Genomic DNA, 24311 nt, shown 5'->3' on the forward strand with positions numbered 1-24311 from the left:
GACGGGCTTCCTTGGAGGCATCCATGGGAGTAAGGTTCCTAGGTTGAACTGCTAAAAGCTTAGCGCTCATAAGTCTAGTCATGCCTAAGTACTATTGCTCATTGCATAACTGGGATATACCCGTTGCTACTTCTGTACAGTGACTTTTTATTTGTCATAGTGACAAATAAATGTCGATGACACGATTTTGTCCCGATGTGATTTGATTTGGCACTGTATATCAGCTCAAACATCGCCAGGTTAATAAGTCCAAATAGAATTGAAAGAATAGTTAAAATTAGCAAGAACTGAAGTTTCTAGGTAGAAGCGGTAATCATGAGAGAGCCTAACTTCTTGAATAAGTCTTACACTCTATAACTATGAGCTTGTTGAGCTTAACGTTACGATCGCATTGACAATGCAGAGTGGAGGTATCTCAATTACCAAGCGCTAAAAAAGTAGAGTTACGGGGTTGTGAATTGTTGCACCAGTGAGTAATTGCTTCAGCCTTTGCTTACTGCTGTTTTTTTATAAATATCTTTACATTTATACATTTCTCTTAGTTAAAGAAATTACAGCCTATATAAAGAGAAGCAAATTGCCACTACCTAAAAATAGTTAATTATTGGTTCTATAAGCACCTAAAAATAGTTAAGTGTCAATCGTATTTCACCAAGATACTATACGGATATGGAAAGGAAAGGAGCGTTAGCAACCAAACTAAAAGCTCTTTGAATATCTCAATAATCAAAGGTTATTCCTATGATTATCCCCAAGAAAACCTTTCAGCAACGAAACCTGCTAAACAAGAATTTGTTTAGCAGAGAATGATATTTCGTTGTGTTAGATCCACCATTAATCTGAAAAAAACCAACTAAAAAAAGGAGACAATCATGGCAACTTACACAATCGAAGCAGATCTAGAACAATTTACCGAAGCAGATGTTGAGAGCCTGGAATTCTTACCAGAAGACATCGAAGGACTTGAGGCTGAGTCGATGGAAAGCATCAGCTTAGAAGATGTCAATTCTGAGAGCGTAGCCGAATCCCTGGAGAGTTTGATGGAAGGCGAGGAAGCCTATGTCAACGGGAATGGTTATGCCCGTCGCAGTCCTAGTAGTTCTGTGAATAGGCAGTTGCTGAAGACCTTCACAATTATTGTCAAGCAATTGACGAAGAAAATCATGAGCAACCCCAGAACTCGTACCAAGCTGCAAGCCGCCACTCGCAAAGGTCCAACTGCGGTTGCCCGACTGCTGACGCCCACCGTGGCTAAGCTGCTGCCTAGCTATTTCCGCTGGATGGCTCCTATCTACGTTCCTCCAGTGACTCGTGCTCTATCGGGTCCTATTCGCAAGCAGGCTGGAGTCAAACCAGAGGAAGTTGAAGAAGCGTCTGAGTGGGATGGTGTTGGCCGCTTCTAAGACTCAGGACGAGGGATAAAAAAGGGTAGCCAAGATGCATGACTCATTAAAGTTTTCATTAGACTTGGCTACCCGCATTAGCCCCAAAAACCACTGAAAAAAACCAACTAAAAAAAGGAGACAATCATGGCAACTTACACAATCGAAGCAGATCTAGAACAATTTACCGAAGCAGATGTTGAGAGCCTGGAATTCTTACCAGAAGACATCGAAGGACTTGAGGCTGAGTCGATGGAAAGCATCAGCTTAGAAGATGTCAATTCTGAGAGCGTAGCCGAATCCCTGGAGAGTTTGATGGAAGGCGAGGAAGCCTATGTCAACGGGAATGGTTATGCCCGTCGCAGTCCTAGTAGTTCTGTGAATAGGCAGTTGCTGAAGACCTTCACAATTATTGTCAAGCAATTGACGAAGAAAATCATGAGCAACCCCAGAACTCGTACCAAGCTGCAAGCCGCCACTCGCAAAGGTCCAACTGCGGTTGCCCGACTGCTGACGCCCAGCGTGGCTAAGCTGCTACCTAGCTATTTCCGCTGGATGGCTCCTATCTACGTTCCTCCAGTGACTCGTGTCCTGTTCGATCCCATTCGCCAACAGGTTGGAGTCAAACCAGAGGAAGTTGAAGAAGCGCCAGAATTTCTTCCATTGATATTTGGTGCTCTTGGAGCCTTATTTAGTGCCGGAACGTTCGGAATAAATGCACACAAGTACAGGAAGCAGAGGAAGAGGAAGTAATGGGTAAAGTGTAACCTCTGCGCCAGCCATCGCCTTGTTTGAAGCAAGTTAGTTGCCTTCCCTGAAGCAGGCGAGGGCTGAGACAGACTGTATTACATTTACCCTCTCTGATTTCTCTCCCGATCTAAGGAGTTGGAGGCTGGGATCTAATCTTTCTTTCATTGATACACGAGGTAAAATATTATGATTTTAGGCGATGATTTCTACCTAACAAGCGAGCAACTCGAAACAGCTTCAAGCGAAGTCCGCGACCAGTGGGGAGCAGAGATTGACGACAAACTTGAGAATCTCTTAGAGTATCAAATCCTGGCTGAAGAAGGCGGTATTGAGTCTACTGAACGCCAGCGGGTGATTATTCATTACAAACCAAATAAGTCGTTCGACGATTTCCTGAACGAGATCGAGGACTTGGAGGACTCATACCGGAAACGCGGAGAAGAATTTGAATGCCAAAAGTGCGATGAATTTGAAAGCTTGGCAAATCAATCGATCGAGTCACTCCTAAAGGAATTGCCAGACCCAGAAACAGGGGAACATTTAAGATTGGGGAATGCTGTTGTTGCAAACCTCACTCCTGCGGAAATTAAACAGATTGCCAGTCGCAGCGATGTAGAACAAATAGAATTTGATAAGCCATTAAAGTTGGAACTCGATCAAAGTGCCGTAGCCGTGGGTGTGGTTGATGCCAGAACCCAAGGACTGGTTGGTACGGGCAAAGGCATGATCGTCGCTGTCCTGGATTCAGAGGTTGATATTAACCATCCTGACCTCAAGGGTCGTGTGGTTCACAAGCGGAACTACACGAACGAAGAGTGGGGCAATCCTCATCCGCATGGAACTCATGTGGCGGGCATCATTGCAGGCAATGGCTCCAAGTACAAAGGCATGGCACCGGGGGCAATAATCTGGAACTATAAGATTTTCCCCACTCAATATAAAGAATCGACAGAATCGAGCGGATCGAAGGGTGCTGATGCGATTGAAGATGTCGTGAAGGATATGCAGCAAGAGAAGCGATTGCGGATTGCCAACTGTAGTTGGGGAGTACCCAGCCCAACGCTCGATGGAAACAGCGCCGTTTCCGAAACCGCCGAACGAGCCACGAAACTGGGCTTAGTGCTAGTGAAAAGCGCGGGCAACGACGGTGACAAAAAACCTTTGCCTAACATTACCAGCCCGGCAGATGCCAGAGGCGATGTGATTGTGGTTGGAGCGTCTAGCCGTGATAGTGCGAAAGTCATGCCTTTTAGCAGTCGGGGGCCAACAAGCGACAATCGACCCAAACCGGACATCTTGGCACCGGGCGAACAAATTATGTCTGCTAAGCCTGGTGGCAGCTACACTAGGCAGTCGGGGACTAGTATGGCATCCCCCCATATTGCCGGGATAGCTGCCTTGATTTTGGAGCGCTATCCAAAGCTTCAACCGTTGCAAGTCAAGAGAATTTTGATGCAATCTGCCAAGAAACTGGATTCTTCTGAGTTCGATGAAAATGCCCAAGGCGCGGGATTAGTGGATGCTGCCAAAGCATTGCAGATTGCAGGACAACCGCTCGCAGAAGCAGAGAAGGTGACGCCTAGATCATCGGTTAAAGAATGGACACTGCTCGAACAGGTCAACATAGCCGTGCGAAATACGGGGGATGAAACAATGCAAGCCGTACAAGCGAGCTTGGTTGGACCTGACGGTATTAAAGTGACAAGTGCCGAACAAGACTATGGCACGTTGCGAGTCGGTGCAGAAACAACCCGCGACTTTGGAATTGAAGTGCCTTCAAAGTTCAAGTCGCCTCAATGCAAGCTCACTTTAAACCTCAACTTCACGACGCCAACTGGCAAGAAGAAGACTCGCTGCTACAAAATAACGCATCAAGTTCCCAGTCTTCGGCGCTAGAAACTCGTGTCAGCAGAACGAAAACTGAGTTAGGAGGTTCAAATTCAAAATGAACGTTGATTACACAACGATCGCACAGGGGAGTAATAGTGGTTATCAAAGTGCCGGCCAAATGGTGATTGATAACTCAGAACAATGGAACGATCTTTGGCAACAGCACACCTCTAATACCGAACCACCGCCACCCGTTCCTCAAGTGGATTTTACCCGCTACAGCGTAGTCGCCGTTTTTGCTGGAGAGCAGCCGACTGGCGGTTACTCGGTTGAGATTCTGAGTGTCGAAACCAGTGGCTCTCAAACTCAGAAGCAACTCGCGATTACCGTTCAGCATCGCCAGCCTAGTGCTGAAGACTTCGTGACAGAGGCGCTTACCTATCCGTATCACATGATTAGGATTCTCAGAATTGATGGGAGGGTCGTCTTTAAAAAGTTTAACCAAGTACCAGGTTCGCTCAACATTACCGTTACCAGATCCCAATTCAATACCGACCAACAACAGCAGCAAAAATCATGAAAGCACAGAAAGTCGAACAAGTTGAGCTTTTTTCACAAGCAGAACTGGAAATCCTAAAGTTTGTGCCAGAGGAATTAGAAGCCATTGAGGAAGAGCGCGTTCCTGACTTGGACAGTATATCTTTCGAGGAAGTAGCCAAAGAGCTGGAAGCATACTTCGAGAGAGGCGTGGAACAGGCAAGGTTGGAAATTACTGGTAGTCCTGACGTTGATTGGATGATACTTGGACGTCTAGATCCCCGGTCTCTTTTAAGATTGCGAGCAACGTCGAGATACCTGAATGCCTTGGTTGATCGATGGGTTAATAGTAACCGAGGAAGGTTTAGCTATCTATCGTTGATTAGCCAGCAACGACATGGAAATATCGCCACTATGGGTGTAGCAAAGATACTGACATTATGGGCACAAGGGGTACTAAGAAGGAGATAAGGTCGTTATTCACGGATTGATGGCGAGCGCTAGTTCAATATGTGAAAGAAGTGCGATCGCCCGATCTTGTAGGTTGGGTTAAGGCACGAAACCCAACAAACCATCGTCTTGGCGGTAGTTTGTAGAAAAATCAAATTCTAACTTAATGTTGAGTTTCGTGATCGCTAGTCTTGTAGCAACAGTTTTAAAAGGAATATGAAAGCGAGTGTAGAACGGGGAGCAAGATGCCCCCACTACCATCTTTGTGGAAACCAGTGGCTCCCAAACTCAGGAGAGAAAAAGCTCAGTTTGGGAGGTGGAAACGCAATATAAGCAATGTATAAAGATTGAGAAATGTATCAATTGGGATTGATTTTGAGGTCAAACAGCGCTTTGGTCTGCCACTCGTTAGCGGTCAACCGCTCTTTAAGTTGAATCAAATCCGCATCCGAGTTGCGAAGCTCTCGTCCTGGACGTAACAACTCTAGAATCCCTAATCGCTCCATTTCAACAATCTGCTGGATCAGCAAAGACCCCTTCAAGCCAGGCAACCACACCGTGCCATTGCCACTTGACGAGCGATCGCCAGTATTTAGAGGAACGAGATAGTCGTATTTTGCAAAACGCGATCGCTCGTCAAGTGGTGCAGACGAATTTGGATACTTACCTCCCATAGGCCAGAATCGATACAGGCGATCGCGGCTCTCCAAGCAGTTCTAAACTTGAAACTACAGCTTAGAACGGTCGGATAGGAATTTGATCTAAAAACTTAGTTCTTTGGTTCCTTGATTAGGAGGTAGACAGAGTCAGAATTGTAGCCTATTTCTGAACTTGTGCTTGTTTAAGAGGCTCTAAAGAAGAGATCTAACAAAACTGAGTGAATTCACAATCAGTTGCTTATAGACATATGGCACAACATTACAGCAGTCAAACAGGATAAGGTTTTACACATGATCGCCCGTCAGTACCTAAACCAAAGAATTGGGGGCAAGTAAGAACAACGGTGAAGAGGTTGCGTCGTTTCCCTACTGTTGCGGTGGGTCTTCCATCCAGAGGGTGCATTTTACGTTGCGGTCTTGGTTGCAATGAATCAGCCGTTGCTTATTATCTGCTCGGTTAATCAACTGTTGACCAATGACATACCAATCTTGGTCACCAAACTCTTGGGCAGCACTCGCCCGTCCCTGCTGAGTCCCTAGCCAGTAAGCTGACCCTCCCACTACCACTAAGGCGATCGCCGTGGCAGTACTAGCCCAAACTAAACCTTGCCAAAAGACATCTTGCAGATAAAGATTACGAGTGCGAACGAGCTCCTGGCTCCAGTCCCGTGAAGCGGTGGCGTTGATCTGATTAATCTCTTGACGGTACGCCTCCACCTTCTTTTTCAGTACTACATCCGCTGACTGAATGGCCTGGTCAAAAGCCGCATTAAAGGTAGACCTGAACTCAGGCAGCAAAGCTTTAGTGTCTTCCTCCCACTGCAACCGAATGCCTTCAATTTGAGCCACCGAGTGATTCAAATTGGATTGGATGCTGCCATAAACCGTCGCAGCTTTACGAAACGATTCATCCGCTGCTGATTTCATTGCAGCTGGAATTTCCCGGAGAATCTGGACGTAGTATTGCAACGCTACTAAGAAGGGATGCATCGGGTCATTGGTCGGAATACCCAACTCTGCCATCAATCGCAGAATAAACTCGCGATCGCCCTTCTCCAATTGGTTAAGCAGTTTGTCGAGAACTGTATTCCCCGTAAGAATCGGCTTGTGGCTGCCGTTACTGTCAGGAGTGCTGCTAGCCATTGTTTATACCCAATTAAGTCAAGAGTTGTTAGATTGAGCTGCCTTACTTCTGGAACTAAAAGGCAATATGGTCGCACCCTGAATCTCTTGTTACTCTGCCTTCTTCTACACCAACCCTAAAAACTCCGCAGCTTTGAGGAATTCTGCTTCGGCTTCATCTAAAAAGACTTTCACTCGACGGCGATCGGCCATCGGCAACCCGCTCTGAGGTTGCAAGGCATCACTGAAAGTCAGGTTTTTATCGTCCAGGACATCATAAGTACTGTCGTACAGGTCAGGAAAGTTGAGAATCACGCCCCCTGTTTGCAGCACTAGTTCTTTTGTCTTGCTGTGGTCAAAGCGGCTGAATCTTTCTGGTTCTCCAAAAAAGCAGTTCTTTAGCACCACATGATCCGCGCGATCGCCACAGTACTCCATCAGCGTTCTTAACGAGTTGATGCTATCTTTGACCCGACTTAGTACACTGACCATCGTCAGTTGATATCCGATTTCGCTCAGGAAGTCGAAGAGCTTAATCTCTCGTTCAAAGCGCTCGAAAAGTTCTCCTCCACCCGCAGGAAAATCAATCAGCACGATTTGAGTCGTGGGAGATTCCAGACTATTGAGGAGTTCATCAGCTCCTCCTCTAACACTCAGATCAATCCGGCTCACACCCGCATCAGAATCAAAGGTAGACAAGAACGCTTGGTTGTAATGCCGATGCAGTTGAGCATTGCGGCGATCGCAATCAAAGGCTCGGGTAGGAATGCCTCGTCGGAGGACGATGTCACCTAGAGCCCGAGCGACTGTACTTTTGCCGTTGCCGCCCTTGTCGGAGGTGATGCCAATCATCCGTTTCGGTTGCAGCTGCTTTGCGAGTGGTTCAGCAACTTGAGGGTGGAGTTTTGTCGTTTTACTAGCCATTGGTCTACTTTTTGTATTCGTTTAGAGGTCATCATCAGAACGCATTTCTTGAAAACCGTACTCATTGGTATTGGTCAATAAGGGTTGAATTCCAGGCTCAACGAGAGGCTGGGGTTTATCTTCAGATAGTTGAATTGGCTTGGGCGATCGCTGTGAGGAAGGAACAGGAAGTGAGTTAGTCTTTTTGACCTTAGTAGGCTTGGAATCTAAAGCAGGGATTGTGGGTAGGTCGTGTTGGGAGTTAAGGGCTCGGCTCTCCTGTAAATACCGCTTCAAAGTATTTAAGGTTAGGTCAACCCCTTCCGCCTTAAACACATTGACAATATCTTCTAAGGTGTAGCCTGACTCTTGCGCCGTCTCGATTTTGGGTCTCAGCCGAAACACTAACTCCTTCACCTGCAAACCTTTGGGATTTTGTGCCAGGTGATCCAGTTTTGAACTCAACTCGTTCGCGGTGCTCTCGGGATAAATCTTCGGCGGCTTGCCCATCATGACCTCACTGAGTCTTGTCCAAATCGCCATGACTCCGATGGAATACTCCTACTACTCTTCTAACGAAATCACCTAAGAGCTGGCGACTTCAGAAGGCGGTCTTAGCAAAACTTTGAACTTGGGGCAGCAACTTTTCGCTCCCGAGCCTGCTGAAATCACCCTGAACGTGCTAGGACAGAATTCTGATGGCTTGGTGGCGAGTTGGAGGCTTATGCCTAACTTTGAATCGATGGATCAGGCGATCGCGGAACTCAAAGGTGAGATTCGAGAGGCTTTAGGAGATTCTGAGCTGCATCAACGCAGAACGATCGCCAAGCGTTTTTACATCACTGAAGCAGAAGAACAGCAGCTTGAGGAACTACGACAGGGGGTCAACCTCTCAGCCTTTGTGCGAGCCAAAGTGTTCGGTTCTGGCATTCCTCGACCTCGGGCGATCGCCCCTCAAATTAACCGGGAAGCCTACGTTCAACTTGCTCAACTCAGAGCCAACTGCAACCAAATGGCGAAGGCAATGAATATAGCAGTCCAGCAAAACAGAGATTTACCGCTGACTCCTGCTTACTTAGAGCAACTGGAACGCTTAGAAAAGTTGCTGGTAGAAATTGGGCTGCAATTGAGCCCAGGCAAGAATACTAATCAGGAGGAACCGGAAACATGATTGGGAAGACGTTGCAGAATCACAACTTTAGAGAAACGACGCAATACGTACTCGATAAGGAAGCGGCGCGATTGCTTGGTGGTAGCGTAATGGGCTCTGATTCGGATACCATCGCGCGAGAATTCCTGATGTCACGGGACTTAAACCCTCAAATTGAGCGACCCGTTTATCACTTGATTGATGCCTACAGCTATGAGGATGCGGTGACTCAGGACCTGAGTGACGAGTTTTTAAGAGATAGAGCGATCGCTCGCTTTGCGGGATTAGTGGTATCAGCACGCGAACCAAAATTGCTGCGAAGCGGCGACAAAACTGCATACAAACAGCAGGTGAATGAGTTTCTTGAATCGGAACTATACGAGTATCAATGGTTCTGTGCCGTCCACGAAGACACGAAGCATCGGCATACGCATTTCGTTGCCAGTCGCATCAATCTTTTAGACGGGCGAGCCATTCCAACGTGGCAAGATCATGAGCGCAGCCAGCGGATTTGTCGGGAAACTGAAAAAGAGTATGGACTTCAACCTCTAAAAAGCTCTTATGAAATCGATCGACGCTCTCCCACTCGAAGGCAAGTGGAGGCATGGCAGAAAACTGGGGTCCCACCTGTAATGCTCATGATGCAACACGCTGTTGACCAAGAGGCAATTCCAGGGCGTGACCTGGAGCAGCTGCAAGCAGTGTTGCTGCAAAACCACGGTATTTCAGTTTGCTGGGGCGATCGTCCCAGCAAACCAGGCATCATTTTCGAGCAAGCGGATGCCAAAGGTGAAGTTGTCAGGATGTCAGGGTCCCAACTAGGTCGAGGCTACACACTCCCAGCCCTCCAGCAACGGCTAGCAAGAGAGATTGAAATCGAGCGTCCTGGGGTTGAGTCGATAACTAGACAGACACCTGAACCCGACCTGCTTGAGGATATTTTGAGGGTACAAAATGAATATGTTCATCGCCTTGCACCTCAGATCCAAGAAATATGGAGTCGAGAGAAAGCGGGTAGACCCAAACTGAGAGCTGCGACCTTTGAGGATTACCAAATTCGATTGGATGAGGCAGGTCAACCAGAACTCTATTACCGCGATCGCCTTCTAATGGGGTATTCAGAGGGCGACTATCAGAGCTATGGCTTGACGGAACCCGACTGCACAGCGATCGACCAACTTAACGAACATTTGCGCCAGCAAGCTCTCTCACAGCCACTAAACCTGGAGAAGCAGAAGCGGCAGGCAATCAATTTAGTCGAGCGCTCTTACTCGCGATCGGAACATCTTGATCTCTGATGGCAGCACATCTACTCAATCAGCGGCTCATCCAGCCAGTATCGAGAGTACAGAGTGAAGTAATTTCTGCCGTACCAGTCCCTACTTTATACTGCAAATCCCACTTGCCTGAAGTTAGGAGTTGTCATCACTTGGCTCCAAAACTTTCGAGCCTTTGGATGCTGATTCTCCTCCTGAGCACTTTCACCCCATTCGTTCACATCTATGGCGGTCATACACACTGCATTACAGCAGACAAACCGAAAGTCTTTGATGCAGTTGTAGAAGTTATCTGTCGCCGCCGAATTTAACCGGGTTACGCCGCTGAGACCTTGGTGGGACGTAACTCTAAAGCTATGGGCTTGTGCTTGAGATTAAATTGGCCCAGAATTGTCAAACCAGTGACTACTTGTAGCCGTTGCTAGGTATCCACTATTGGATCTAAACTAGTGCTCTACTATTAAAGCGTCATGTCATCAGACATTATCCTCATTGGGCCTATTGGTACTGGAAAATCCACTATTGGAGCGCTGCTAGCTGCTAGACTTGCTCTTCCACAATGCTCGATGGATGAGTATCGATGGGTTTACTACAAAGAGATTGGGTATGACGAAGAATTAGCAAAACACAAACGGCAAACGGAAGGATTTTGGGGAGTTTACCAGTACTGGAAACCTTTTGAAGCTTATGCAGTAGAGAGGTTACTGTCAGAGCATAAAAACTGTGTCATTGATTTTGGAGCGGGTCATTCTGTATATGAAGACAGCTCTCTATTTCAAAGAGTTCAGCAAGCTTTAGCTGCTTATTCAAACATTGTTCTCTTACTTCCTTCACCAGATCTAGATGCATCAGTACAAGTTTTGAATGAGCGCAATGAGTATGTGCCTGATGGTAGCCCCAATGTCAATGAACATTTCGTAAGGCATCCTTCAAACTATGAACTTGCGAAGTTTACGGTATATACGAAAGCAAAGACACCTGAGGAAATTTGCAACGAGATTTTGCGGTTGGTAAGTGCAGCATAACAATCTGGTCGGAGAGGACTGACGCGAGATGTTGGTATAGATACAACAATCATCTGCAGCTACTCAAACAGAACGTTCTGCCGCTTGAGTTTCGAGTAATGGCGGTAGTTTGGAACGTAACTGTAGGTAGTCAGCATCAAGATAGCTTGCCCCTCAATCGATTGCATTCATCTAGTAGCAGGTTGAGTTCCGCAGCAAGTTTCCACGGATTGCGTCCTTTGAATGGACCAGCGATCACTGCTTCGTAAGGATTTTTCCCAGTTTGTTTAACAGCATCGATCGCGGCTTTGTTAGAGAGTCCTCGTCCAGCCACAAGCCAAGCTGCTAAAACATGTCCCGTGCGCCCAACTCCGCCAGAGCAATGAACAACGACCTTTTCATCATTCTGATTAGTGATCGCTAAGAACGGTAAAATTTGGTGGATCAGAATTTCCGGGGTGGCAAAGTGGAAATCCTCAATCGGTGTCCAACATACGTAGTCGAGCCCAAAAGTTTGTCGGTAAATATCAAGTAGATTGGCATAGCGAGTCAGTTGAGATTCAGGAAGCAAACAGCAAACACGCTTGATGTCCTGATTCTGCATAAATTCAATCCACTCAGTTACTTGCTCGTTACTATATCCAGGGCGAGCAGAGCCAAACACGATAGATTCATTCTCCGAAGCAGCAGCAAATTTATACATAGTGAGCGCATTGAGTTGCTCAACGACCGATTTTACTGCTTAAGTTTTCATATCGGCTCAGATTGTCAGAGCGATGGGTCGAGTAAACTACAGAGGCTGAGTTATTTGCGCGGCAGAACAACCCGGTTGGAGCGGACGTACAGATTCTTTGTTTATCGTTCAGGTTGGTTGCCGCTCAGCCAGAACGTTAGGCACTGTCCCATCTCCTTCACCTACCTCTTATGCGAGATCAACCTGTACCAGAAATTGAGCTCCTACGCACAGCGTATGTGGCCTTCAACGCGCGCGACATTGATGCCGCCCTTGTCCTCATGACTCCCGACGTGGCTTGGCCGAAGGCATTCAAAGGCGGTTTTGTTCGTAGTCCTGAAGAAGTCCGCGCTTACTGGACGGAGCAGTGGAGCGAGATCAATCCACACGTCGAGCCGGTTGCCTTTCACCCGCAGGAGGATGGGCAGGTCTTGGTCGAGGTGCATCAGGTCGTGCGCGATCTGTCCGGAGCCGTGCTTGCCGATGAGCACGTCGGCCACCGTTTCACCATTAAGCATGGCTTGATTGAAGCCATGGAAGTCTGTCCGCTTTAATCGTCTGGCCTCGGTGCCTAATAACACCCATACACACCAGAGCGTTGAGAGTTGATCGGTATGCTCAAAGGTGACCTACGGCGGGTGATAGGCAGCCTTGGGCTGCATTACCTGCGGGGTAATTGCTAGCTGTAGATGTTTAACTCTAGATTAGATACGTTGCGTTTATCAGACAGTATGTTGACTAAAAGCTCAACGTCCATTAAGTCAATACTTTCTTGGCTCTATCTTGCTAATGCAACCATTCTCATTACGCACCAGATTGATGCTGCGTATTGGCATGAGTGGGATCTATTTGGAATGCCGGGAGGAATTCAATTAAACTTGCTACTTAACATTCCACTAATCATGTTGATGCTATTCGGTCAGCAACGTTTAACTCAAGGTTACGCCAATGGTGTTGTTTTCTCTTGGTTGCTCGTGGCTGGAGGAATAATCGCGGTTAGTCTTCACTCATATTTTCTTTTACAGGGTGATGATGCTTTCCGACTCCCCGTTTCACTCGGATTACTCATCGCTACCTTTCTACTTTCCCTGGCACAAGCGATCGCGCTGTTCACTTTACGTGACACCCATCATCAAGATGATACCCAACAACGCTGTTGAAGTGGGCTGCATCCAGTCATTGATTCGGCTGTGAAGATCTCTAGCAGCCGCTGAACAGCAGCATTGACTGCTTGAGGTATTGGTAGGGGCAAGCTTTGTAGACTATCTTTAGGTGTGCAAAATTCAAATATTTTTGAACCGTTAGTGTGGGTAGTATTTTGAGTGATTTATCCATGCCAAACGTTTAATTTCACTATCTCTGATGCATTCACATGACAGAAGCGATCGAACAAATTCGAGTTGCTACAGAAGTAGATATAGACAACTTAGCCAACCTAATTGCAGCTTTTCGAGATCATTTAGATCAACAGCTTCCCTATAAAACTGAAATCTTGAGTTCTTTGAGAAAACTATTGATTGAAGACGTGGAGTTTTTGCTTGCTTCTACCGGGAGTGGTGTTGCAGTTGCATATACGCAGGTTTGGTACTACTATTCCCTTTGGTCTACGGGTTTTGAAGCGCAAATCGAGGATTTGTTCGTACTGCCTGTTGCAAGGGGGCGGGGTATTGGGGCAAGGCTAGTTGAAAGGGCGGTTTGTCGTGCCCGCGAACACGGCTGTCATCTTATCGTTTTGAATACCAACGAGCGAAATATCGAAGCATTACGCCTTTACACTAAAATTGGTTTTGTTGCTGAACGCTCGCGGTGGGAAGGGGGTCGTCAGCTTTGGCTTGAGATGCCGTTGTAGAGACAGACCAAATCGGGTCAAGGAAGGCATTTAACCATTCTCTCCCACACCACCCCGCGTGCGGGTCCGCACAGGGCGGTTCATGAAGACGCGCAGACAATGCTGATAGTCTAAGCGTATCCTTGAACTTTCATCCAGAGATGACGAATGGATAGCAATCCCTGCTCCAGCCATTCATTGGTCATTCCCGTTTGGGTCGCCAGCGTCTTTAACAAGCGCCAGTAACCTTTGCGGCTAAGCCCTGTCGAGAACGCATGCCGTCTACTCATTCCCAGCTTGAGCAGGTTGGTGATATGAGTTCTGGGTCTGCGCCATTACTTCCAATAACACATTCGAATCCGCCGCCTTAACCAACCGTCTAGCTCTTCGATGGGGGAGTAATGCTGGGAAATCCCAAAGTAGCAGGTACTCCCTCGCGAGGGCACCCTTGCCTTAAGCTAGGATTTGTCGTCACTTGGCTCCAAAACTTTCGAGCATTTGGACGTTGGTCCTCCTCCAGGAGACTCTCACCCCATTAGTTCATGCCCATGCTGGGCGTACACAATTCGGATGCAGCGGATTGACGAGTGCTCTTAGCGCTGAGTCGAGGTTACCTGTAACCGCTGACTTTTGTCGTTAGACGGCTTTATTGAATGTTAATCTGCATAGATGACTAATTACGTTCATGTGATTGAAAGGGATGGATTCACCGTCGTCCCAAATATCCTAGATTTTGGGCTGATCTCGTTACTCATTGAACATCTAACACAAGTCCCTATTGATCATGCAGTGAGTCGTAGAAGTGGCGGAGCCTACGGAATTAGGAATCTCCTTAATCTGGTTCCGCTTACAAGAGATATCGCAAACAGCCAAGCCCTTCGCCTTTTGGTCGAGCCGATTCTTGGTAGGAAAGCACAAGTTGTCCGCGGCATCTTTTTCGATAAGACAGTGGAAGCAAATTGGAAAGTGGCATGGCATCAGGATCTAACTATTGCTGTTCGTGAACGGATTGATGTGGAGGATTATGGTCCCTGGTCGGTGAAAGCAGGTATTGTCCATGTGCAGCCACCAGTTGCTATTTTGGAGAACATGCTGACCATCAGAGTTCATTTGGATGATACAGATGAGTTGAATGGAGCATTGCGCGTCATTCCTGGCTCACACAAGGCAGGGCGTCTGCTAGCTGAAGAGATTCGGGATTGGAAAGAAAAGAGAAATAGCGTCACGTGCAGACTAGAAAGAGGCGGAGCCATGATAATGCGTCCACTACTCTTGCACTCATCTTCAGCAGCTATAGATCCAGGACACAGGCGCGTGCTGCATCTTGAGTATTGTTCAGCAAAGTTGCCGGATGTGCTGAAATGGCATGAGGCTTAAGTTACTAGCCGTCTAACAAGCGTGTTGGAGCGGAGTCGCTCAAATCCTGATGTGTTACAAAGCTTCTGATGGCCTCTCAACGCAATCGTTAGACTGACAAGAGTAGGAGGCAAATCTGTGTTCGACGAATACCTGAATAGAGTCCGAAGCGGTGAAAGCTTCTCCGAAAAAGAAGCGGCTGCGATTGCCTGGGACATCTTCGAATCTAACGTTAACGATAGGGCCGTCGCTGACTTCCTTGTGGCGCTGGCCGAGAAGGGTGAAACAGCAGCCGAAGTTGCTGGTTTTGCCAGTGAGTTGGTTCGTAGAGCCTTACCTGTAAATGCCCCTGCAACTTGTGTGGATCTCTGTGGTACCGGTGGTAGTGATCTAGCAAGGTTTAACGTCTCGACAGCCGCTGCGTTTGTCGCAGCGTCATGTGGGGTGCCAATTGCCAAACACGGTAACCGGGGATCTCGCCGTCCAAACGGTGCATTTGACTTACTCGAAGCCCTAGGGATTCCAATTGAGCTGCCTCCGAAGTTGATTGAAGAGTGCTTGGCGCAGGTGGGTGTCGCGTTCATCTTCGCTCGAATGTATCATCCCGGTATGAAGCGCGTCACGGAAGCACGGAAACTTGCAGGACGTCGAACAATATTCAATCTGATCGGTCCGCTATCTAATCCAGCAAGGGTAACTCACCAGCTCATAGGTACAGCGGACGCGGCAAGGTTACGGGTTCTCGGTGAGGCGCTCCAACGAATTGGGCGCACCAGGGCTTTGGTAGTCTACGGTGATCCGGGTATTGACGAATTCTCGGTCTCGGGTGAGTCAGTTGTCCTTGAGGTGACACCAAACGAAATCGTTGAGTCCAAGTTCCAACTCTCTGAGGTGGGTATTGAGCGGGTTGATTACGCTGAACTCCCGACAGGGGATTGCCATAACAATGCGATCGTGTTTTACCAGCTCTTGGACGACAAGGCTCCTAAAGGTATACGTGACATGGTTGCTCTTAACGCTGGCGCTGTACTCTACTTAAGTGGATACACTCGCACGATTGCTGAAGGATATCGTGCTGCATCTGATGCGATCGGCGATGGCCGTATGAAGGAAAAGTTCGTGACGCTCAAGGATTACTTGGCTGATAACGTTCGCTGAAGCTTGGTCTAACCGATTGCATGGCGGTTCAACAGGCGTATCGGGCGGACGGGCCGATGGGGAATATTCTGACGGAAGACATTCGTGCCGCGCTCATGCGCAACTTCGTTAATACTCAGCATCAATGCCGAAAATGAGTGAACTTCGGCAATGTCAGTAATGCGATCGCTTAGAGTCACAATAGTTAAGGACATATTCTAAGTACAGGACAAAAATTGTAGAGCCTGGGAAAACTGATCTCCCTTCTGTTCCAAGTTAAGGACAATGTGACGCAGATAGTCAAATCCGTAGCGAAATAAACTCTTGGCTCTGCGCCCATGCTTCTTCACCACCAACGGCTTGAGCTGATGCAACCACTCCCCCGTCAGGAAGACCCAGCACAGGGCTAAGGAGAGCAGCGCCAGCAGTTTATTGAGTCGCTCCCCATCGCTCAGGTGCGTCGATTCCAAGCAGAACCCCCGGCTTTTGAAGCTGCCAAACAGGGTTTCAATCCCCCAGCGCTTGGCATAATCTGTAATTGCAGACTTAGGAGCACTCTGAGTTGCAACCACCAGCAGGGTGCCATCTTCCAAGCGCAACGCCGCGATGTAGAGCCAATGTCCCCACAATCGTCGTTTGTGTCGGAGCACCTGTTGCTGTCCAGGCTGAAGTGCTTGAAAGACGCTGCTGACCTTCAGACGTTGACGACCCTTGCCCAAGATGTGATTGTGGCGGATGCGGATGCGAAAGGGGGTGCGCGGTTCTTGCAACAGATAGCCGAACCAGTCTTTGCCGATGAACTCTCGGTCCGCACTCAAGCAGGCCAGCGATCGCTCTCCAAAGCGCTCTAGAAACTGGTTGAACAACTTGATGCGTTCATCGGTGTTGGAATTACCTGGTTTGTCGAGGAGGCACCAGACGACAGGAAAGGCAACGCCTTCATGCACCACACCCAACATCAGAATGTTGAACGTGTGCTCCCCAAACTGCCACTGCGTTCGGTCCAGGGAGAGCACCCACGGTTCTGGAATTGCCATGAGAGACATCACTGCCTGAGCGATCTCAGCATAATCGATGGCATAGTGGCGAAAAAACCGCTGGAGTCGTTTGTAGTGGGAATCAGTCTGAGCATTGCCACTGAAGGCTGTGGCGAGTTCAGCAAAGTTGATGGTTTTAACCCGCAGCAGGGCGATGAGGAAAGCGGCCAGAAAACTCAGTCTGGCTCCATGCCAGGTGAGGTGGGGACGCAAGGCATCGCGAAGTAGAGTAACCTGATGCATAAGGGTTTCATGCTTGGAATGTGGTAATTTTCATGAAACCCTTTCCTTAGAAGTATTTGCAAGCTTTTGTCCTGTACTTAGGGACATATTACAAAAAATGTGCCATTGTTCGTTTTCGGCAATCTCTTCCAAAAAGTTACAACTCTCTCGCAAACAAGAATCAAGAGATTGGGTTGACGTGAAGCTGCTCCACCACTATTCCTGGCGATCGCTCCTCTGACTCAAACACTCTTGAAATAGACGAACAATAGCTACAGCTTCAGCTTCCGAGGCATTGGTGATCGCGTTTTGTAGTAATGTTTGGGCCTCAACGAGTGTCTCCTTTGCTTCTGGGTCCTCGTACATTTGAATGAGTTCAGCCAGGAGAGCCAGCATACCAGCACACTCTTCCCTACCGGTTGTCATAGGCGATCGCTCACACTGTCCCTAGCAATGCTTCTACTTTAGTGAGGCACTGCTGAAATTGCTCAATTTCCTTACCTAAAGCTTTGATACGTTGACCCCGAGCGACCGCCGCCTTACAGAGTTCGACACCTAACCACTTGAGGTCCTACCAAGCACCTCAATGATTTGCTTTTCAGCACTATAAGCGAGGCTAAGACTGTCCAATTCTGAGTGTTTTTACGTTCTTTTATTCCGGTTTTATGTTTTTTCGCCTCAGAAATTAAATTTTGACTAAGTGTAATATTTATCACACACTAGTAGTCCACCAACCTGGTTTTGACAGGTAAAGCAGAGCCAGGGATACTAGTAAAAAACTAGAACCCCTCATGCCAGAAAAGTACACGGTTGAGCTGACATCTGAAGAGCGTCAGTCTCTGCTTCAACTCACTCATCACAATCATCTTTCCAGCCGAAAGTTTAAGCGTGCCCAAATTCTTCTGTTAGCTGATGAAGGACATCGAGATGAACCCATTGCCCAAATGCTCTATGTCGGAGAATCAACGATTCATCGGACACGACAAAAGTTTGTAGCTGGAGGCGTTGATTTTGCCTTGAGGGAATCTCCTCGACCCGGAGGCAAACGGAAGCTCGATGGCAAAGCGGAAGCCTTTTTAGTTGCAATCACTTGTAGTGACCCCCCTGAAGGTCGGACAGAATGGACTATGCAGTTGTTAGCGGACCGTTTAGTCGAGATGAATCTGGTAGAGCAAATTTCGGATGAAACGGTCCGCCGGACTCTGAAAAAAACGACCTCAAACCCTGGTTGAAGGAACAATGGTGCATTGGCACTGTGAATGCTGATTTTGTCTGGCGGATGGAAGGGGTGCTGGATTTGTATAGTCAGCCCTACGATGCCCAAGAACCTGTCCTTTGCTTTGATGAGCGTCCAGTGCAACTGGTCCGTGAAACTCGAACTCCTCTTCCTTCAGAACCTGGCACCCCTCAACGTTATGACTACGAATACAAGCGCGAAGGCAGTTGTAATCTATTTGTATAAGGCGTCGATTAGATTGGCTGGTCGCGTTAATTAAAAATCTTGCCCCTTCAATAATTGTCATTTAGGTCGCGTCAATTATCCGTCAAGCCACAACCTCTTCAGAGCCAGGAATGCAGGCTAATTGTCGTCATGATTTTCTTCGCGCGATCGCTGATGGGAAAGGGCAGGATTTTTAATTGTGAGCAGCCAATCATAATTGTCATTTCACATATTTGCTTTTTTCAACCTCTGCAAGGCTGGCGACATCTCAAAGTCACTGAACAGGGAACATCAGAAGATTTCGCTTTGTGTATGCAGTATTTAGTGGATGTCTTGTTTCCTGAGGCAAGATTAATCCATGTTGTGTTGGATAATCTCGTAATCTACTTACCGCCCTATTCACCAGACCTGAATCGCATCGAAAAGTGTTGGGCATGGTTAAAGGGTCGTATTCGCAAACAACGACGCAACTCGACTAGTTTGCGTGAAGCGATGGAGATTGTCCTCAAGGAAGCTGCGTCCTAACTCCTATGGCGACAGCTATACATTACCAAGATGGAAACCATGGCAACCACAGCCGTAAAAATCTGGCACTACTACACCGCCACTGCCACGACCGGGCACATGGTAGCGACAACCACTAAAGCTGATATTCCTGACAATGAACCAAGTTGGAGAGGAGCCGGATGCCCGGAAACGGGCAAGTCCGGTTTTGAAGCCGAGCAGGTGGGGCGACCTACCTGCTTAAGTTAACCACTCTCGATGGGCTTATCGTCAATAAGCAAGCCTATCTTTTTTTATGCCTACCGTCTCTATCTCCTACTACACAAGCACTTCACACCTCTTGTTACTCCCTGAGGGGGCATACCTGCTTGGCTGACAAAAGTCTAAGGGATTGAAACGAAAGGTAAGAAGGAAGAGGAGCTTGGTTTAAGCTGATCAGTTACCACACCCATTAGCAAAACCCATGGCTCCTACTTCCCGTCTCTATGATGCGTTGCATGATTATTTGAGTCAATGTCAAGGTACAAGGTTTCATCAGTCCGACTGCAACCCGGACAAGCCTACTTCACTCCCGCTGTGTCTCTGGGTAAAAGGAAGCCCGATGCCAATGTTTATCTGGCCTTTGCTCATGACCAACCCAGTGACGAGGATTGGGTGATTGTCAGTGACGAACTTACCAATTTACAAACCTTTGCCCAATACCGATTCCGGTTCCAAGTGAAAGAATCTTTCTTGGACCTCAAATCTAATGGCTTTAGCCTCGAAGCATCACGCTTAAGAGACAAATTTGCGCTGACTCAACTCTGTGGCGTGATTGCGCTGACGATGCTGTTTTTGGTGCTGCAAGGGACTCAAGTAGTGGCATTGGGCCAGCGTCGTTTAGTCGATACTCATTGGCGTCGGGGCATGAGTTATCTCAAATTAGGTTGGAACTGGATTCGTCTAGCCCTGACTCAACAATGGAAACTTTCTCTTTTTCAGTTTCTATCGAGTGCCCCCGACCCTCAACCTGCGATCGCTGCTCAACGACAACACGATCAGTCCTTTAATCGTGAATTTATTGTCCTGAAACGCTTTCCAGCTTTTTAGTTTTGTCAGTCAAGCAGGGGGGCATACTTCAATACCCAGCGATTGAGGGTGGAATGATCCATTTCGACGTCGCGCTCCGCCATCATCTGCTCTAAATCTCGGTAGTTCAAGGAATAGCGACAATACCATCGCATGTTCAGCAAGATGATTTCAGGCAGAAAATGTTGCCATTTGAACAGAGAGTTAGCCGTCATTTAGAGCAAGGCTAGAGAAAATTGAGCTGCCACACCTTACCTTTTTGCGACACGACCTCGATTGTTCAGTCCGAAGTCGATCGGCTAGAGGAGCTCTCCCAGATCTCTTGACTCGATCGCATCTCTTCAGCAGGAGTAATTGATGCTTTCAAGTCGCGACAAAAATCTTTGAGCGCTCGTAGTCCTCGATAGGGAGTGCTCTCAGCCAAACGTTGGACAAAGGCACTTCCCACAATCACAGCATCCGCACCCCAATCGCTCACCTGGCGGGCCTGTTCTGGTTCAGAGATACCAAAACCAACACCAATGGGCTTATTCGTGATACTGCGGATTTCACGAATTACATCCTTCACCCGAGTCTGGACTTGGGAGCGCATGCCAGTGACACCTGTGACACTAACCACATAGATAAATCCACGCGATTGTTGAGCGATCGCCTCAATCCGCTCTTTGGAACTGGTAGGCGTGACTAACAAAGTAACCTCAATTCCTACATCGTCGGCCATCGAGAGCAGTTCGCTTGCCTCTTCCAAAGGTAGATCGGGTACGACTAACCCCTTGATTCCAGAAGCAGCAGCCTGGTTGAGAAACGGCTGAACTCCCAAATTTAGAATTGGGTTGTAGTAAGTGAATAGGATCAGAGGCGATCGCAGGCTACAAGTGACTGTCTGAGCCATTGCTAGAACATGAGCCAAGCGGGTTCCCTGGTGAAGCGCGCGGGTCGCTGCTGCCTGGATGACAGGCCCATCTGCCAGCGGATCTGAATAGGGAACCCCCAGTTCAATCAAATCAGCCCCGCTAGAATCTAGCACTCTCAGGGCTTCTGCTGTGGTTTCTAGATCTGGGTCCCCCGCAGTCACAAAAGGAATGAGGGCACATTGATGGTTGGTACGTAAATATTCAAAGCGATCGGAGATAGTAGTCATTTTTTGAGGCACCATCCTGAGGTTTAAATCCAAAATCCGAAATCCGAAATCCAAAATTCCTTCCCAAATTCTTCCTTAGAAGGCAACTTGCAGATGTTTGGGGCCATGAAACACGATGTTGTTTGCCCATGCAACTGTCTTGTCTACCAGGCGAAGATCGGGCAGACGGTTCAGCAGAATATTGAGTGCAATCTGAGCTTCGGCGCGAGCTAAGGCTGAGCCAAGACAGAAGTGGATGCCACTGCCAAAGCCACAGTGCTTGCAGTCAGAGCGCTGTATGTCGAGGAGATCGGGATTCTGAAAGCGTGCGGGGTCTCGGTTGGCAGCACCCAGCATTAATCCCACACTGTCGCCGCGCCGAATCAGTTTGTCACCGATTTCGAGATCTGTATAAGCCCAGCGCGTCACCATCTGGACAGGACTGTCGTAGCGTATGAGTTCCTCGATCGCCCCAGGAATGAGTTCGGGATGGGAACGCAACAGCTGCAACTCATCGGGATTACAAAGTAATGCCAGTACCCCTTTCGCAATCAGGTTGATGGTGGTTTCGTGGCCTGCGGTTAGCAGGTGAATGCAGGTGGCAAGAACTTCTTCATCGCTCAACTTATTGCCTTCGTCTTGGGCTTTGACGAGGGCAGTGATCAGATCCTCCTGTGGTTCCACCTGTCGCTGTGCGATTGCCTGTTGGAAGTAGTGAATCAATCCTTGCGTTGCTTGCTCAGCTTGCTCGTAGACCTGCGGCGATGGGGTGAGGCGCGAGGCACTGGCGTGCTGTAATGCTAAGGCCCAACTTCGGAACAAGGGACGGTCTTGCGGTGGAACACCTAGCAAGTTGGATATAACCATGACTGGCAGAGGAAAGGCGAACTCCTCCACCAAATCCATTTCTGTGCGAGTATGAACCGCATCCAGCAGATTATCTGCAATGTCAAAGATGCCTGGACGGATATTTTCAACCATCTTTGCAGAGAAGACTTTGTTCACCAGCGATCGCAACCGTGTGTGGTCCGGTGGATCGCGGAAAACCATCCAATTGCTTACCATTGACTGAAATCCCTGATAGGCTGGTGGCACGGGTGCACCTTCGCCATCCCCCCGCACACGCCAAGCCTCACGACCAAATTTAGGATTTTCAAGCGCCTGTACCACATCTTCATAACGGAAGAGATACCAAGCACCAGGTAAGCGGGGATTTGAGGAAACTCCCCAATGCACAGGATCTATTTCTCGATATCGACGGTAGATGGGGTAGGGGTCTGCAATGACCTCAGGTAGAAATGGGTTGAGTCTTTCAATCGCTGTAGAGAAAGACATGGTTCACCTCGAAAAAAATTTGGCTTTATTGGTTCAGGGAGACCAGTGATTCTGCCAGGGGTACAAGTTTTTGGGGATACGGAAGTGTTGATAGCATCTGCATCATCTGGTCACGCCCCTCGTTGAGGGCTCGCGCTACGGATGGTCTAGCCTCAAGCCGCCTGACATAATTCGTTAGCTGGGACAGGGGGTAGTAGTTGTAGACGATACGCAAGTAGGTCAAGGTGGGAGCAGCAGCGCAGTCTGCCAAAGAGAATGTTTCGCCCGCCAGCCAAGTACGGCCTCGGAGTCGCTCATCTAGCAGCGTGCAGGCGGTCTCCAGCAATCGATGAGCTTTGACAGCCTCCTGCTTACCTCGCTCCTCGACCAGACGCTGAGTGTCGGCAAAGAGGGCCTCTCGTCCACTGTTGATGTACGTATCAATCATCCGCTCGATCGCCCGAACCTCTAAGGCATAGCTTGGGTTACGAGGAATGAGATGAGGTGCGTTTTCAAAGTGTTGATCAAGGTATTCAATAATGATACAAGCCTCAAAGAGCACCTGACCTGAGTCGGTCACAAGCGTTGGTACTTTGGCAAAAGGATTAATTTGCCTGTAGCGCGATCGCCCTTTGGGGTCGAAAAGATCGACCTGGATGGGTGTAAACTCGACGTTCTTTTCGTAAAGGGCGATCAAAACTCGCTGCGAATAGGATGAAGCTGGAGCGTAGTAGAGCTTCATAAAGTAAAGCCAAACTTAACTACCGATAGGTTTCTGTGCAATTGCAAAGATAGCGGGACTGTGCATCTAAATTCCCTGGTTTGTCGCTAATGTTGCGACTTTTTTTAAGTACTCGACTCGAAATGGCTCTACTTTTTCAGGCTCTAGTTGCGACAAGTGCATCCGATTGCCAGTGTTCCAGATAAAATCCCAACACTCATCTGGACTCTGGGCATAGTAACCTAATTCTTCGCTATAGACTTCAATGTTCTCTAAGCCGACATCCTGTAAAAGTTGACGACACTTATCAAGCGTATCCACTCGTTGTAAGGGCATCACTGGTGGAAGCGCCACACCATACTCTCGGAGACAGGCTGTGTAGACCCCAGTTACAGAATGATCGCCAATCTCCCCCCGGCTAGAAAAGGCGACTCGTCCACCTGGTTTGGTAACGCGCTGCAATTCTTGTAAACCAGCCAGGATATCCGGTAAGCAATAGACGGCTGAAGCAAAGAGTCCCAGCGTCAGTCCAATGGTGTGAGCAGCAAGCCCAGCGCGGGGGTTGCTGTACAAAGGAATGAATAGAGGAATGATACATCCGACAAAAAAGAGAAAGAAACCATGCCAGAGAAATCTACGCTGCTTGACTGACAAAAGTCTGAGTGATTGAAACGAAAGGTAGGAGGGAAGAGGAGCTTGGTTTAAGCTGATCAGTTACCACACCCATTAGCAAAACCCATGACTCCTACTTCCCGTCTCTATGATG

31 protein-coding genes and 1 pseudogene are annotated in these 24311 nt (G+C 48.1%); 18 read left to right on the forward strand and 14 right to left on the reverse strand.

Translation table 11 applies throughout. The features are described from left to right. Positions 1–872 precede the first annotated feature (872 nt). The 5 genes from KME12_25685 to KME12_25705 all read left to right on the forward strand — a co-directional run bounded on the left by KME12_25685 (position 873) and on the right by KME12_25705 (position 4970). Complete coding sequence (locus tag KME12_25685) at positions 873–1403, forward strand: hypothetical protein (protein MBW4491164.1); 531 nt, start codon at positions 873–875, stop codon at positions 1401–1403. Between the two features lie 126 nt (positions 1404–1529). Further along, a complete protein-coding gene (locus KME12_25690; protein ID MBW4491165.1) occupies positions 1530–2135 on the forward strand; it encodes a hypothetical protein in 606 nt (201 codons plus the stop codon). 183 nt (positions 2136–2318) lie between these two features. Beyond that, complete coding sequence (locus KME12_25695; GenBank protein MBW4491166.1) at positions 2319–4028, forward strand: S8 family serine peptidase; 1710 nt, start codon at positions 2319–2321, stop codon at positions 4026–4028. Positions 4029–4077: 49 nt separating this feature from the next. Then, entirely contained in the window at positions 4078–4542 is a 465-nt protein-coding gene (locus tag KME12_25700; protein ID MBW4491167.1) for a protease complex subunit PrcB family protein, read from the forward strand. Continuing rightward, complete coding sequence (locus KME12_25705; protein MBW4491168.1) at positions 4539–4970, forward strand: F-box protein; 432 nt, start codon at positions 4539–4541, stop codon at positions 4968–4970. The genes KME12_25700 and KME12_25705 overlap by 4 nt, the downstream gene beginning before the upstream one ends. A gap of 338 nt (positions 4971–5308) precedes the next feature. Here KME12_25705 and KME12_25710 read toward each other — a convergent pair whose 3' ends face one another. The 4 genes from KME12_25710 to KME12_25725 form a co-directional block, all read right to left on the reverse strand. Further along, a complete protein-coding gene (locus tag KME12_25710) occupies positions 5309–5623 on the reverse strand; it encodes a hypothetical protein (protein ID MBW4491169.1) in 315 nt (104 codons plus the stop codon). Positions 5624–5974: 351 nt separating this feature from the next. Beyond that, positions 5975–6751 (reverse strand): hypothetical protein, encoded by a 777-nt coding sequence (locus KME12_25715; GenBank protein MBW4491170.1) that lies wholly within the window; start codon positions 6749–6751, stop codon positions 5975–5977. 105 nt (positions 6752–6856) lie between these two features. Then, positions 6857–7654: a hypothetical protein gene (locus KME12_25720; GenBank protein ID MBW4491171.1), complete on the reverse strand. Its 798-nt coding sequence runs from the start codon at positions 7652–7654 to the stop codon at positions 6857–6859. Positions 7655–7675: 21 nt separating this feature from the next. After that, complete coding sequence (locus KME12_25725; GenBank protein MBW4491172.1) at positions 7676–8176, reverse strand: hypothetical protein; 501 nt, start codon at positions 8174–8176, stop codon at positions 7676–7678. A gap of 181 nt (positions 8177–8357) precedes the next feature. Here KME12_25725 and KME12_25730 point away from each other — a divergent pair, with 181 nt between their 5' ends. The 3 genes from KME12_25730 to KME12_25740 all read left to right on the forward strand — a co-directional run bounded on the left by KME12_25730 (position 8358) and on the right by KME12_25740 (position 11085). Then, a complete protein-coding gene (locus KME12_25730; protein ID MBW4491173.1) occupies positions 8358–8804 on the forward strand; it encodes a hypothetical protein in 447 nt (148 codons plus the stop codon). Beyond that, on the forward strand, positions 8801–10081 hold the full coding sequence (locus KME12_25735) for a relaxase/mobilization nuclease domain-containing protein (GenBank protein MBW4491174.1): 1281 nt from the start codon (positions 8801–8803) through the stop codon (positions 10079–10081). The genes KME12_25730 and KME12_25735 overlap by 4 nt, the downstream gene beginning before the upstream one ends. Before the next feature lie 449 nt (positions 10082–10530). Continuing rightward, entirely contained in the window at positions 10531–11085 is a 555-nt protein-coding gene (locus tag KME12_25740; GenBank protein MBW4491175.1) for a shikimate kinase, read from the forward strand. Between the two features lie 136 nt (positions 11086–11221). Here the strand turns inward: KME12_25740 and KME12_25745 are convergent, their stop codons facing one another. Next, entirely contained in the window at positions 11222–11767 is a 546-nt protein-coding gene (locus KME12_25745) for a dual specificity protein phosphatase family protein (GenBank protein ID MBW4491176.1), read from the reverse strand. 221 nt (positions 11768–11988) lie between these two features. Between KME12_25745 and KME12_25750 the strand changes: the two genes are divergently transcribed. From KME12_25750 to KME12_25760, 3 genes are all read left to right on the forward strand, one after another. After that, a complete protein-coding gene (locus tag KME12_25750; GenBank protein MBW4491177.1) occupies positions 11989–12351 on the forward strand; it encodes a nuclear transport factor 2 family protein in 363 nt (120 codons plus the stop codon). Positions 12352–12528: 177 nt separating this feature from the next. Further along, positions 12529–12957, forward strand: a complete 429-nt coding sequence (locus KME12_25755) for a hypothetical protein (protein MBW4491178.1) — start codon at positions 12529–12531, stop codon at positions 12955–12957. Positions 12958–13169: 212 nt separating this feature from the next. After that, positions 13170–13646, forward strand: a complete 477-nt coding sequence (locus KME12_25760; protein MBW4491179.1) for a GNAT family N-acetyltransferase — start codon at positions 13170–13172, stop codon at positions 13644–13646. A 110-nt stretch (positions 13647–13756) separates the two neighbouring features. On the opposite strand, the pseudogene KME12_25765 reads toward KME12_25760, so the two are convergent. Further along, positions 13757–14071, reverse strand: a pseudogene (locus tag KME12_25765) (maturase). Positions 14072–14294: 223 nt separating this feature from the next. Here KME12_25765 and KME12_25770 point away from each other — a divergent pair. After that, positions 14295–15002, forward strand: coding sequence for a phytanoyl-CoA dioxygenase family protein (locus KME12_25770; protein ID MBW4491180.1), 708 nt, complete (start codon positions 14295–14297; stop codon positions 15000–15002). A 117-nt stretch (positions 15003–15119) separates the two neighbouring features. After that, a complete protein-coding gene (gene trpD, locus KME12_25775; protein MBW4491181.1) occupies positions 15120–16139 on the forward strand; it encodes an anthranilate phosphoribosyltransferase in 1020 nt (339 codons plus the stop codon). Positions 16140–16147: 8 nt separating this feature from the next. Here trpD and KME12_25780 read toward each other — a convergent pair whose 3' ends face one another. The 3 genes from KME12_25780 to KME12_25790 form a co-directional block, all read right to left on the reverse strand. Beyond that, positions 16148–16333 (reverse strand): hypothetical protein, encoded by a 186-nt coding sequence (locus tag KME12_25780; GenBank protein MBW4491182.1) that lies wholly within the window; start codon positions 16331–16333, stop codon positions 16148–16150. 3 nt (positions 16334–16336) lie between these two features. Then, positions 16337–17398, reverse strand: a complete 1062-nt coding sequence (locus KME12_25785; protein MBW4491183.1) for an IS4 family transposase — start codon at positions 17396–17398, stop codon at positions 16337–16339. A gap of 195 nt (positions 17399–17593) precedes the next feature. Next, entirely contained in the window at positions 17594–17803 is a 210-nt protein-coding gene (locus KME12_25790; GenBank protein ID MBW4491184.1) for a hypothetical protein, read from the reverse strand. Positions 17804–18168: 365 nt separating this feature from the next. On the opposite strand from KME12_25790, the gene KME12_25795 reads away from it, so the two are divergent. The 5 genes from KME12_25795 to KME12_25815 all read left to right on the forward strand — a co-directional run bounded on the left by KME12_25795 (position 18169) and on the right by KME12_25815 (position 20411). After that, positions 18169–18609, forward strand: a complete 441-nt coding sequence (locus KME12_25795) for a helix-turn-helix domain-containing protein (GenBank protein MBW4491185.1) — start codon at positions 18169–18171, stop codon at positions 18607–18609. 23 nt (positions 18610–18632) lie between these two features. Continuing rightward, complete coding sequence (locus KME12_25800) at positions 18633–18839, forward strand: hypothetical protein (GenBank protein ID MBW4491186.1); 207 nt, start codon at positions 18633–18635, stop codon at positions 18837–18839. 129 nt (positions 18840–18968) lie between these two features. Further along, positions 18969–19343 carry a transposase gene (locus KME12_25805; GenBank protein MBW4491187.1) on the forward strand — a complete coding sequence of 125 codons (375 nt, stop codon included), beginning with the start codon at positions 18969–18971 and terminating at the stop codon, positions 19341–19343. Positions 19344–19348: 5 nt separating this feature from the next. Next, positions 19349–19462, forward strand: coding sequence for an HNH endonuclease (locus KME12_25810; protein MBW4491188.1), 114 nt, complete (start codon positions 19349–19351; stop codon positions 19460–19462). A 679-nt stretch (positions 19463–20141) separates the two neighbouring features. Further along, positions 20142–20411, forward strand: a complete 270-nt coding sequence (locus tag KME12_25815) for a transposase (GenBank protein ID MBW4491189.1) — start codon at positions 20142–20144, stop codon at positions 20409–20411. 5 nt (positions 20412–20416) lie between these two features. On the opposite strand, the gene KME12_25820 is transcribed toward KME12_25815, so the two are convergent. The 5 genes from KME12_25820 to KME12_25840 form a co-directional block, all read right to left on the reverse strand. Continuing rightward, entirely contained in the window at positions 20417–20605 is a 189-nt protein-coding gene (locus tag KME12_25820; GenBank protein MBW4491190.1) for a hypothetical protein, read from the reverse strand. Positions 20606–20670: 65 nt separating this feature from the next. Continuing rightward, positions 20671–21531 carry a tryptophan synthase subunit alpha gene (trpA, locus tag KME12_25825; protein MBW4491191.1) on the reverse strand — a complete coding sequence of 287 codons (861 nt, stop codon included), beginning with the start codon at positions 21529–21531 and terminating at the stop codon, positions 20671–20673. Positions 21532–21606: 75 nt separating this feature from the next. Next, positions 21607–22845, reverse strand: a complete 1239-nt coding sequence (locus KME12_25830; protein MBW4491192.1) for a cytochrome P450 — start codon at positions 22843–22845, stop codon at positions 21607–21609. Positions 22846–22870: 25 nt separating this feature from the next. Further along, a complete protein-coding gene (locus tag KME12_25835; protein MBW4491193.1) occupies positions 22871–23566 on the reverse strand; it encodes a glutathione S-transferase family protein in 696 nt (231 codons plus the stop codon). A gap of 66 nt (positions 23567–23632) precedes the next feature. After that, positions 23633–24199 carry a hypothetical protein gene (locus KME12_25840; protein MBW4491194.1) on the reverse strand — a complete coding sequence of 189 codons (567 nt, stop codon included), beginning with the start codon at positions 24197–24199 and terminating at the stop codon, positions 23633–23635. Between the last annotated feature and the right edge of the window lie 112 nt (positions 24200–24311).

Origin of the sequence: Trichocoleus desertorum ATA4-8-CV12 (assembly GCA_019358975.1) — a bacterium.
In the GTDB taxonomy this organism is placed as follows: domain Bacteria; phylum Cyanobacteriota; class Cyanobacteriia; order FACHB-46; family FACHB-46; genus Trichocoleus; species Trichocoleus desertorum_A.

What these genes read in the sequence shown, in the direction of transcription:
- KME12_25810 (MBW4491188.1), top strand. Translation starts at nt 19,349, where the DNA reads ATGGCGACAGCTATACATTACCAAGATGGAAACCATGGCAACCACAGC.
- KME12_25695 (MBW4491166.1), top strand. Translation starts at nt 2,319, where the DNA reads ATGATTTTAGGCGATGATTTCTACCTAACAAGCGAGCAACTCGAAACA.
- KME12_25795 (MBW4491185.1), top strand. Translation starts at nt 18,169, where the DNA reads ATGCCAGAAAAGTACACGGTTGAGCTGACATCTGAAGAGCGTCAGTCT.
- KME12_25700 (MBW4491167.1), top strand. Translation starts at nt 4,078, where the DNA reads ATGAACGTTGATTACACAACGATCGCACAGGGGAGTAATAGTGGTTAT.
- KME12_25685 (MBW4491164.1), top strand. Translation starts at nt 873, where the DNA reads ATGGCAACTTACACAATCGAAGCAGATCTAGAACAATTTACCGAAGCA.
- KME12_25720 (MBW4491171.1), bottom strand. Translation starts at nt 7,654, where the DNA reads ATGGCTAGTAAAACGACAAAACTCCACCCTCAAGTTGCTGAACCACTC.
- KME12_25740 (MBW4491175.1), top strand. Translation starts at nt 10,531, where the DNA reads ATGTCATCAGACATTATCCTCATTGGGCCTATTGGTACTGGAAAATCC.
- KME12_25755 (MBW4491178.1), top strand. Translation starts at nt 12,529, where the DNA reads ATGTTGACTAAAAGCTCAACGTCCATTAAGTCAATACTTTCTTGGCTC.
- KME12_25750 (MBW4491177.1), top strand. Translation starts at nt 11,989, where the DNA reads ATGCGAGATCAACCTGTACCAGAAATTGAGCTCCTACGCACAGCGTAT.
- KME12_25830 (MBW4491192.1), bottom strand. Translation starts at nt 22,845, where the DNA reads ATGTCTTTCTCTACAGCGATTGAAAGACTCAACCCATTTCTACCTGAG.
- KME12_25710 (MBW4491169.1), bottom strand. Translation starts at nt 5,623, where the DNA reads ATGGGAGGTAAGTATCCAAATTCGTCTGCACCACTTGACGAGCGATCG.
- KME12_25730 (MBW4491173.1), top strand. Translation starts at nt 8,358, where the DNA reads ATGCCTAACTTTGAATCGATGGATCAGGCGATCGCGGAACTCAAAGGT.
- KME12_25805 (MBW4491187.1), top strand. Translation starts at nt 18,969, where the DNA reads ATGATTTTCTTCGCGCGATCGCTGATGGGAAAGGGCAGGATTTTTAAT.
- KME12_25715 (MBW4491170.1), bottom strand. Translation starts at nt 6,751, where the DNA reads ATGGCTAGCAGCACTCCTGACAGTAACGGCAGCCACAAGCCGATTCTT.
- KME12_25780 (MBW4491182.1), bottom strand. Translation starts at nt 16,333, where the DNA reads ATGTCCTTAACTATTGTGACTCTAAGCGATCGCATTACTGACATTGCC.
- KME12_25760 (MBW4491179.1), top strand. Translation starts at nt 13,170, where the DNA reads ATGACAGAAGCGATCGAACAAATTCGAGTTGCTACAGAAGTAGATATA.
- KME12_25790 (MBW4491184.1), bottom strand. Translation starts at nt 17,803, where the DNA reads ATGACAACCGGTAGGGAAGAGTGTGCTGGTATGCTGGCTCTCCTGGCT.
- KME12_25705 (MBW4491168.1), top strand. Translation starts at nt 4,539, where the DNA reads ATGAAAGCACAGAAAGTCGAACAAGTTGAGCTTTTTTCACAAGCAGAA.
- KME12_25690 (MBW4491165.1), top strand. Translation starts at nt 1,530, where the DNA reads ATGGCAACTTACACAATCGAAGCAGATCTAGAACAATTTACCGAAGCA.
- trpA (MBW4491191.1), bottom strand. Translation starts at nt 21,531, where the DNA reads ATGACTACTATCTCCGATCGCTTTGAATATTTACGTACCAACCATCAA.
- KME12_25735 (MBW4491174.1), top strand. Translation starts at nt 8,801, where the DNA reads ATGATTGGGAAGACGTTGCAGAATCACAACTTTAGAGAAACGACGCAA.
- KME12_25770 (MBW4491180.1), top strand. Translation starts at nt 14,295, where the DNA reads ATGACTAATTACGTTCATGTGATTGAAAGGGATGGATTCACCGTCGTC.
- KME12_25820 (MBW4491190.1), bottom strand. Translation starts at nt 20,605, where the DNA reads ATGACGGCTAACTCTCTGTTCAAATGGCAACATTTTCTGCCTGAAATC.
- KME12_25785 (MBW4491183.1), bottom strand. Translation starts at nt 17,398, where the DNA reads ATGCATCAGGTTACTCTACTTCGCGATGCCTTGCGTCCCCACCTCACC.
- KME12_25835 (MBW4491193.1), bottom strand. Translation starts at nt 23,566, where the DNA reads ATGAAGCTCTACTACGCTCCAGCTTCATCCTATTCGCAGCGAGTTTTG.
- KME12_25745 (MBW4491176.1), bottom strand. Translation starts at nt 11,767, where the DNA reads ATGTATAAATTTGCTGCTGCTTCGGAGAATGAATCTATCGTGTTTGGC.
- KME12_25725 (MBW4491172.1), bottom strand. Translation starts at nt 8,176, where the DNA reads ATGGCGATTTGGACAAGACTCAGTGAGGTCATGATGGGCAAGCCGCCG.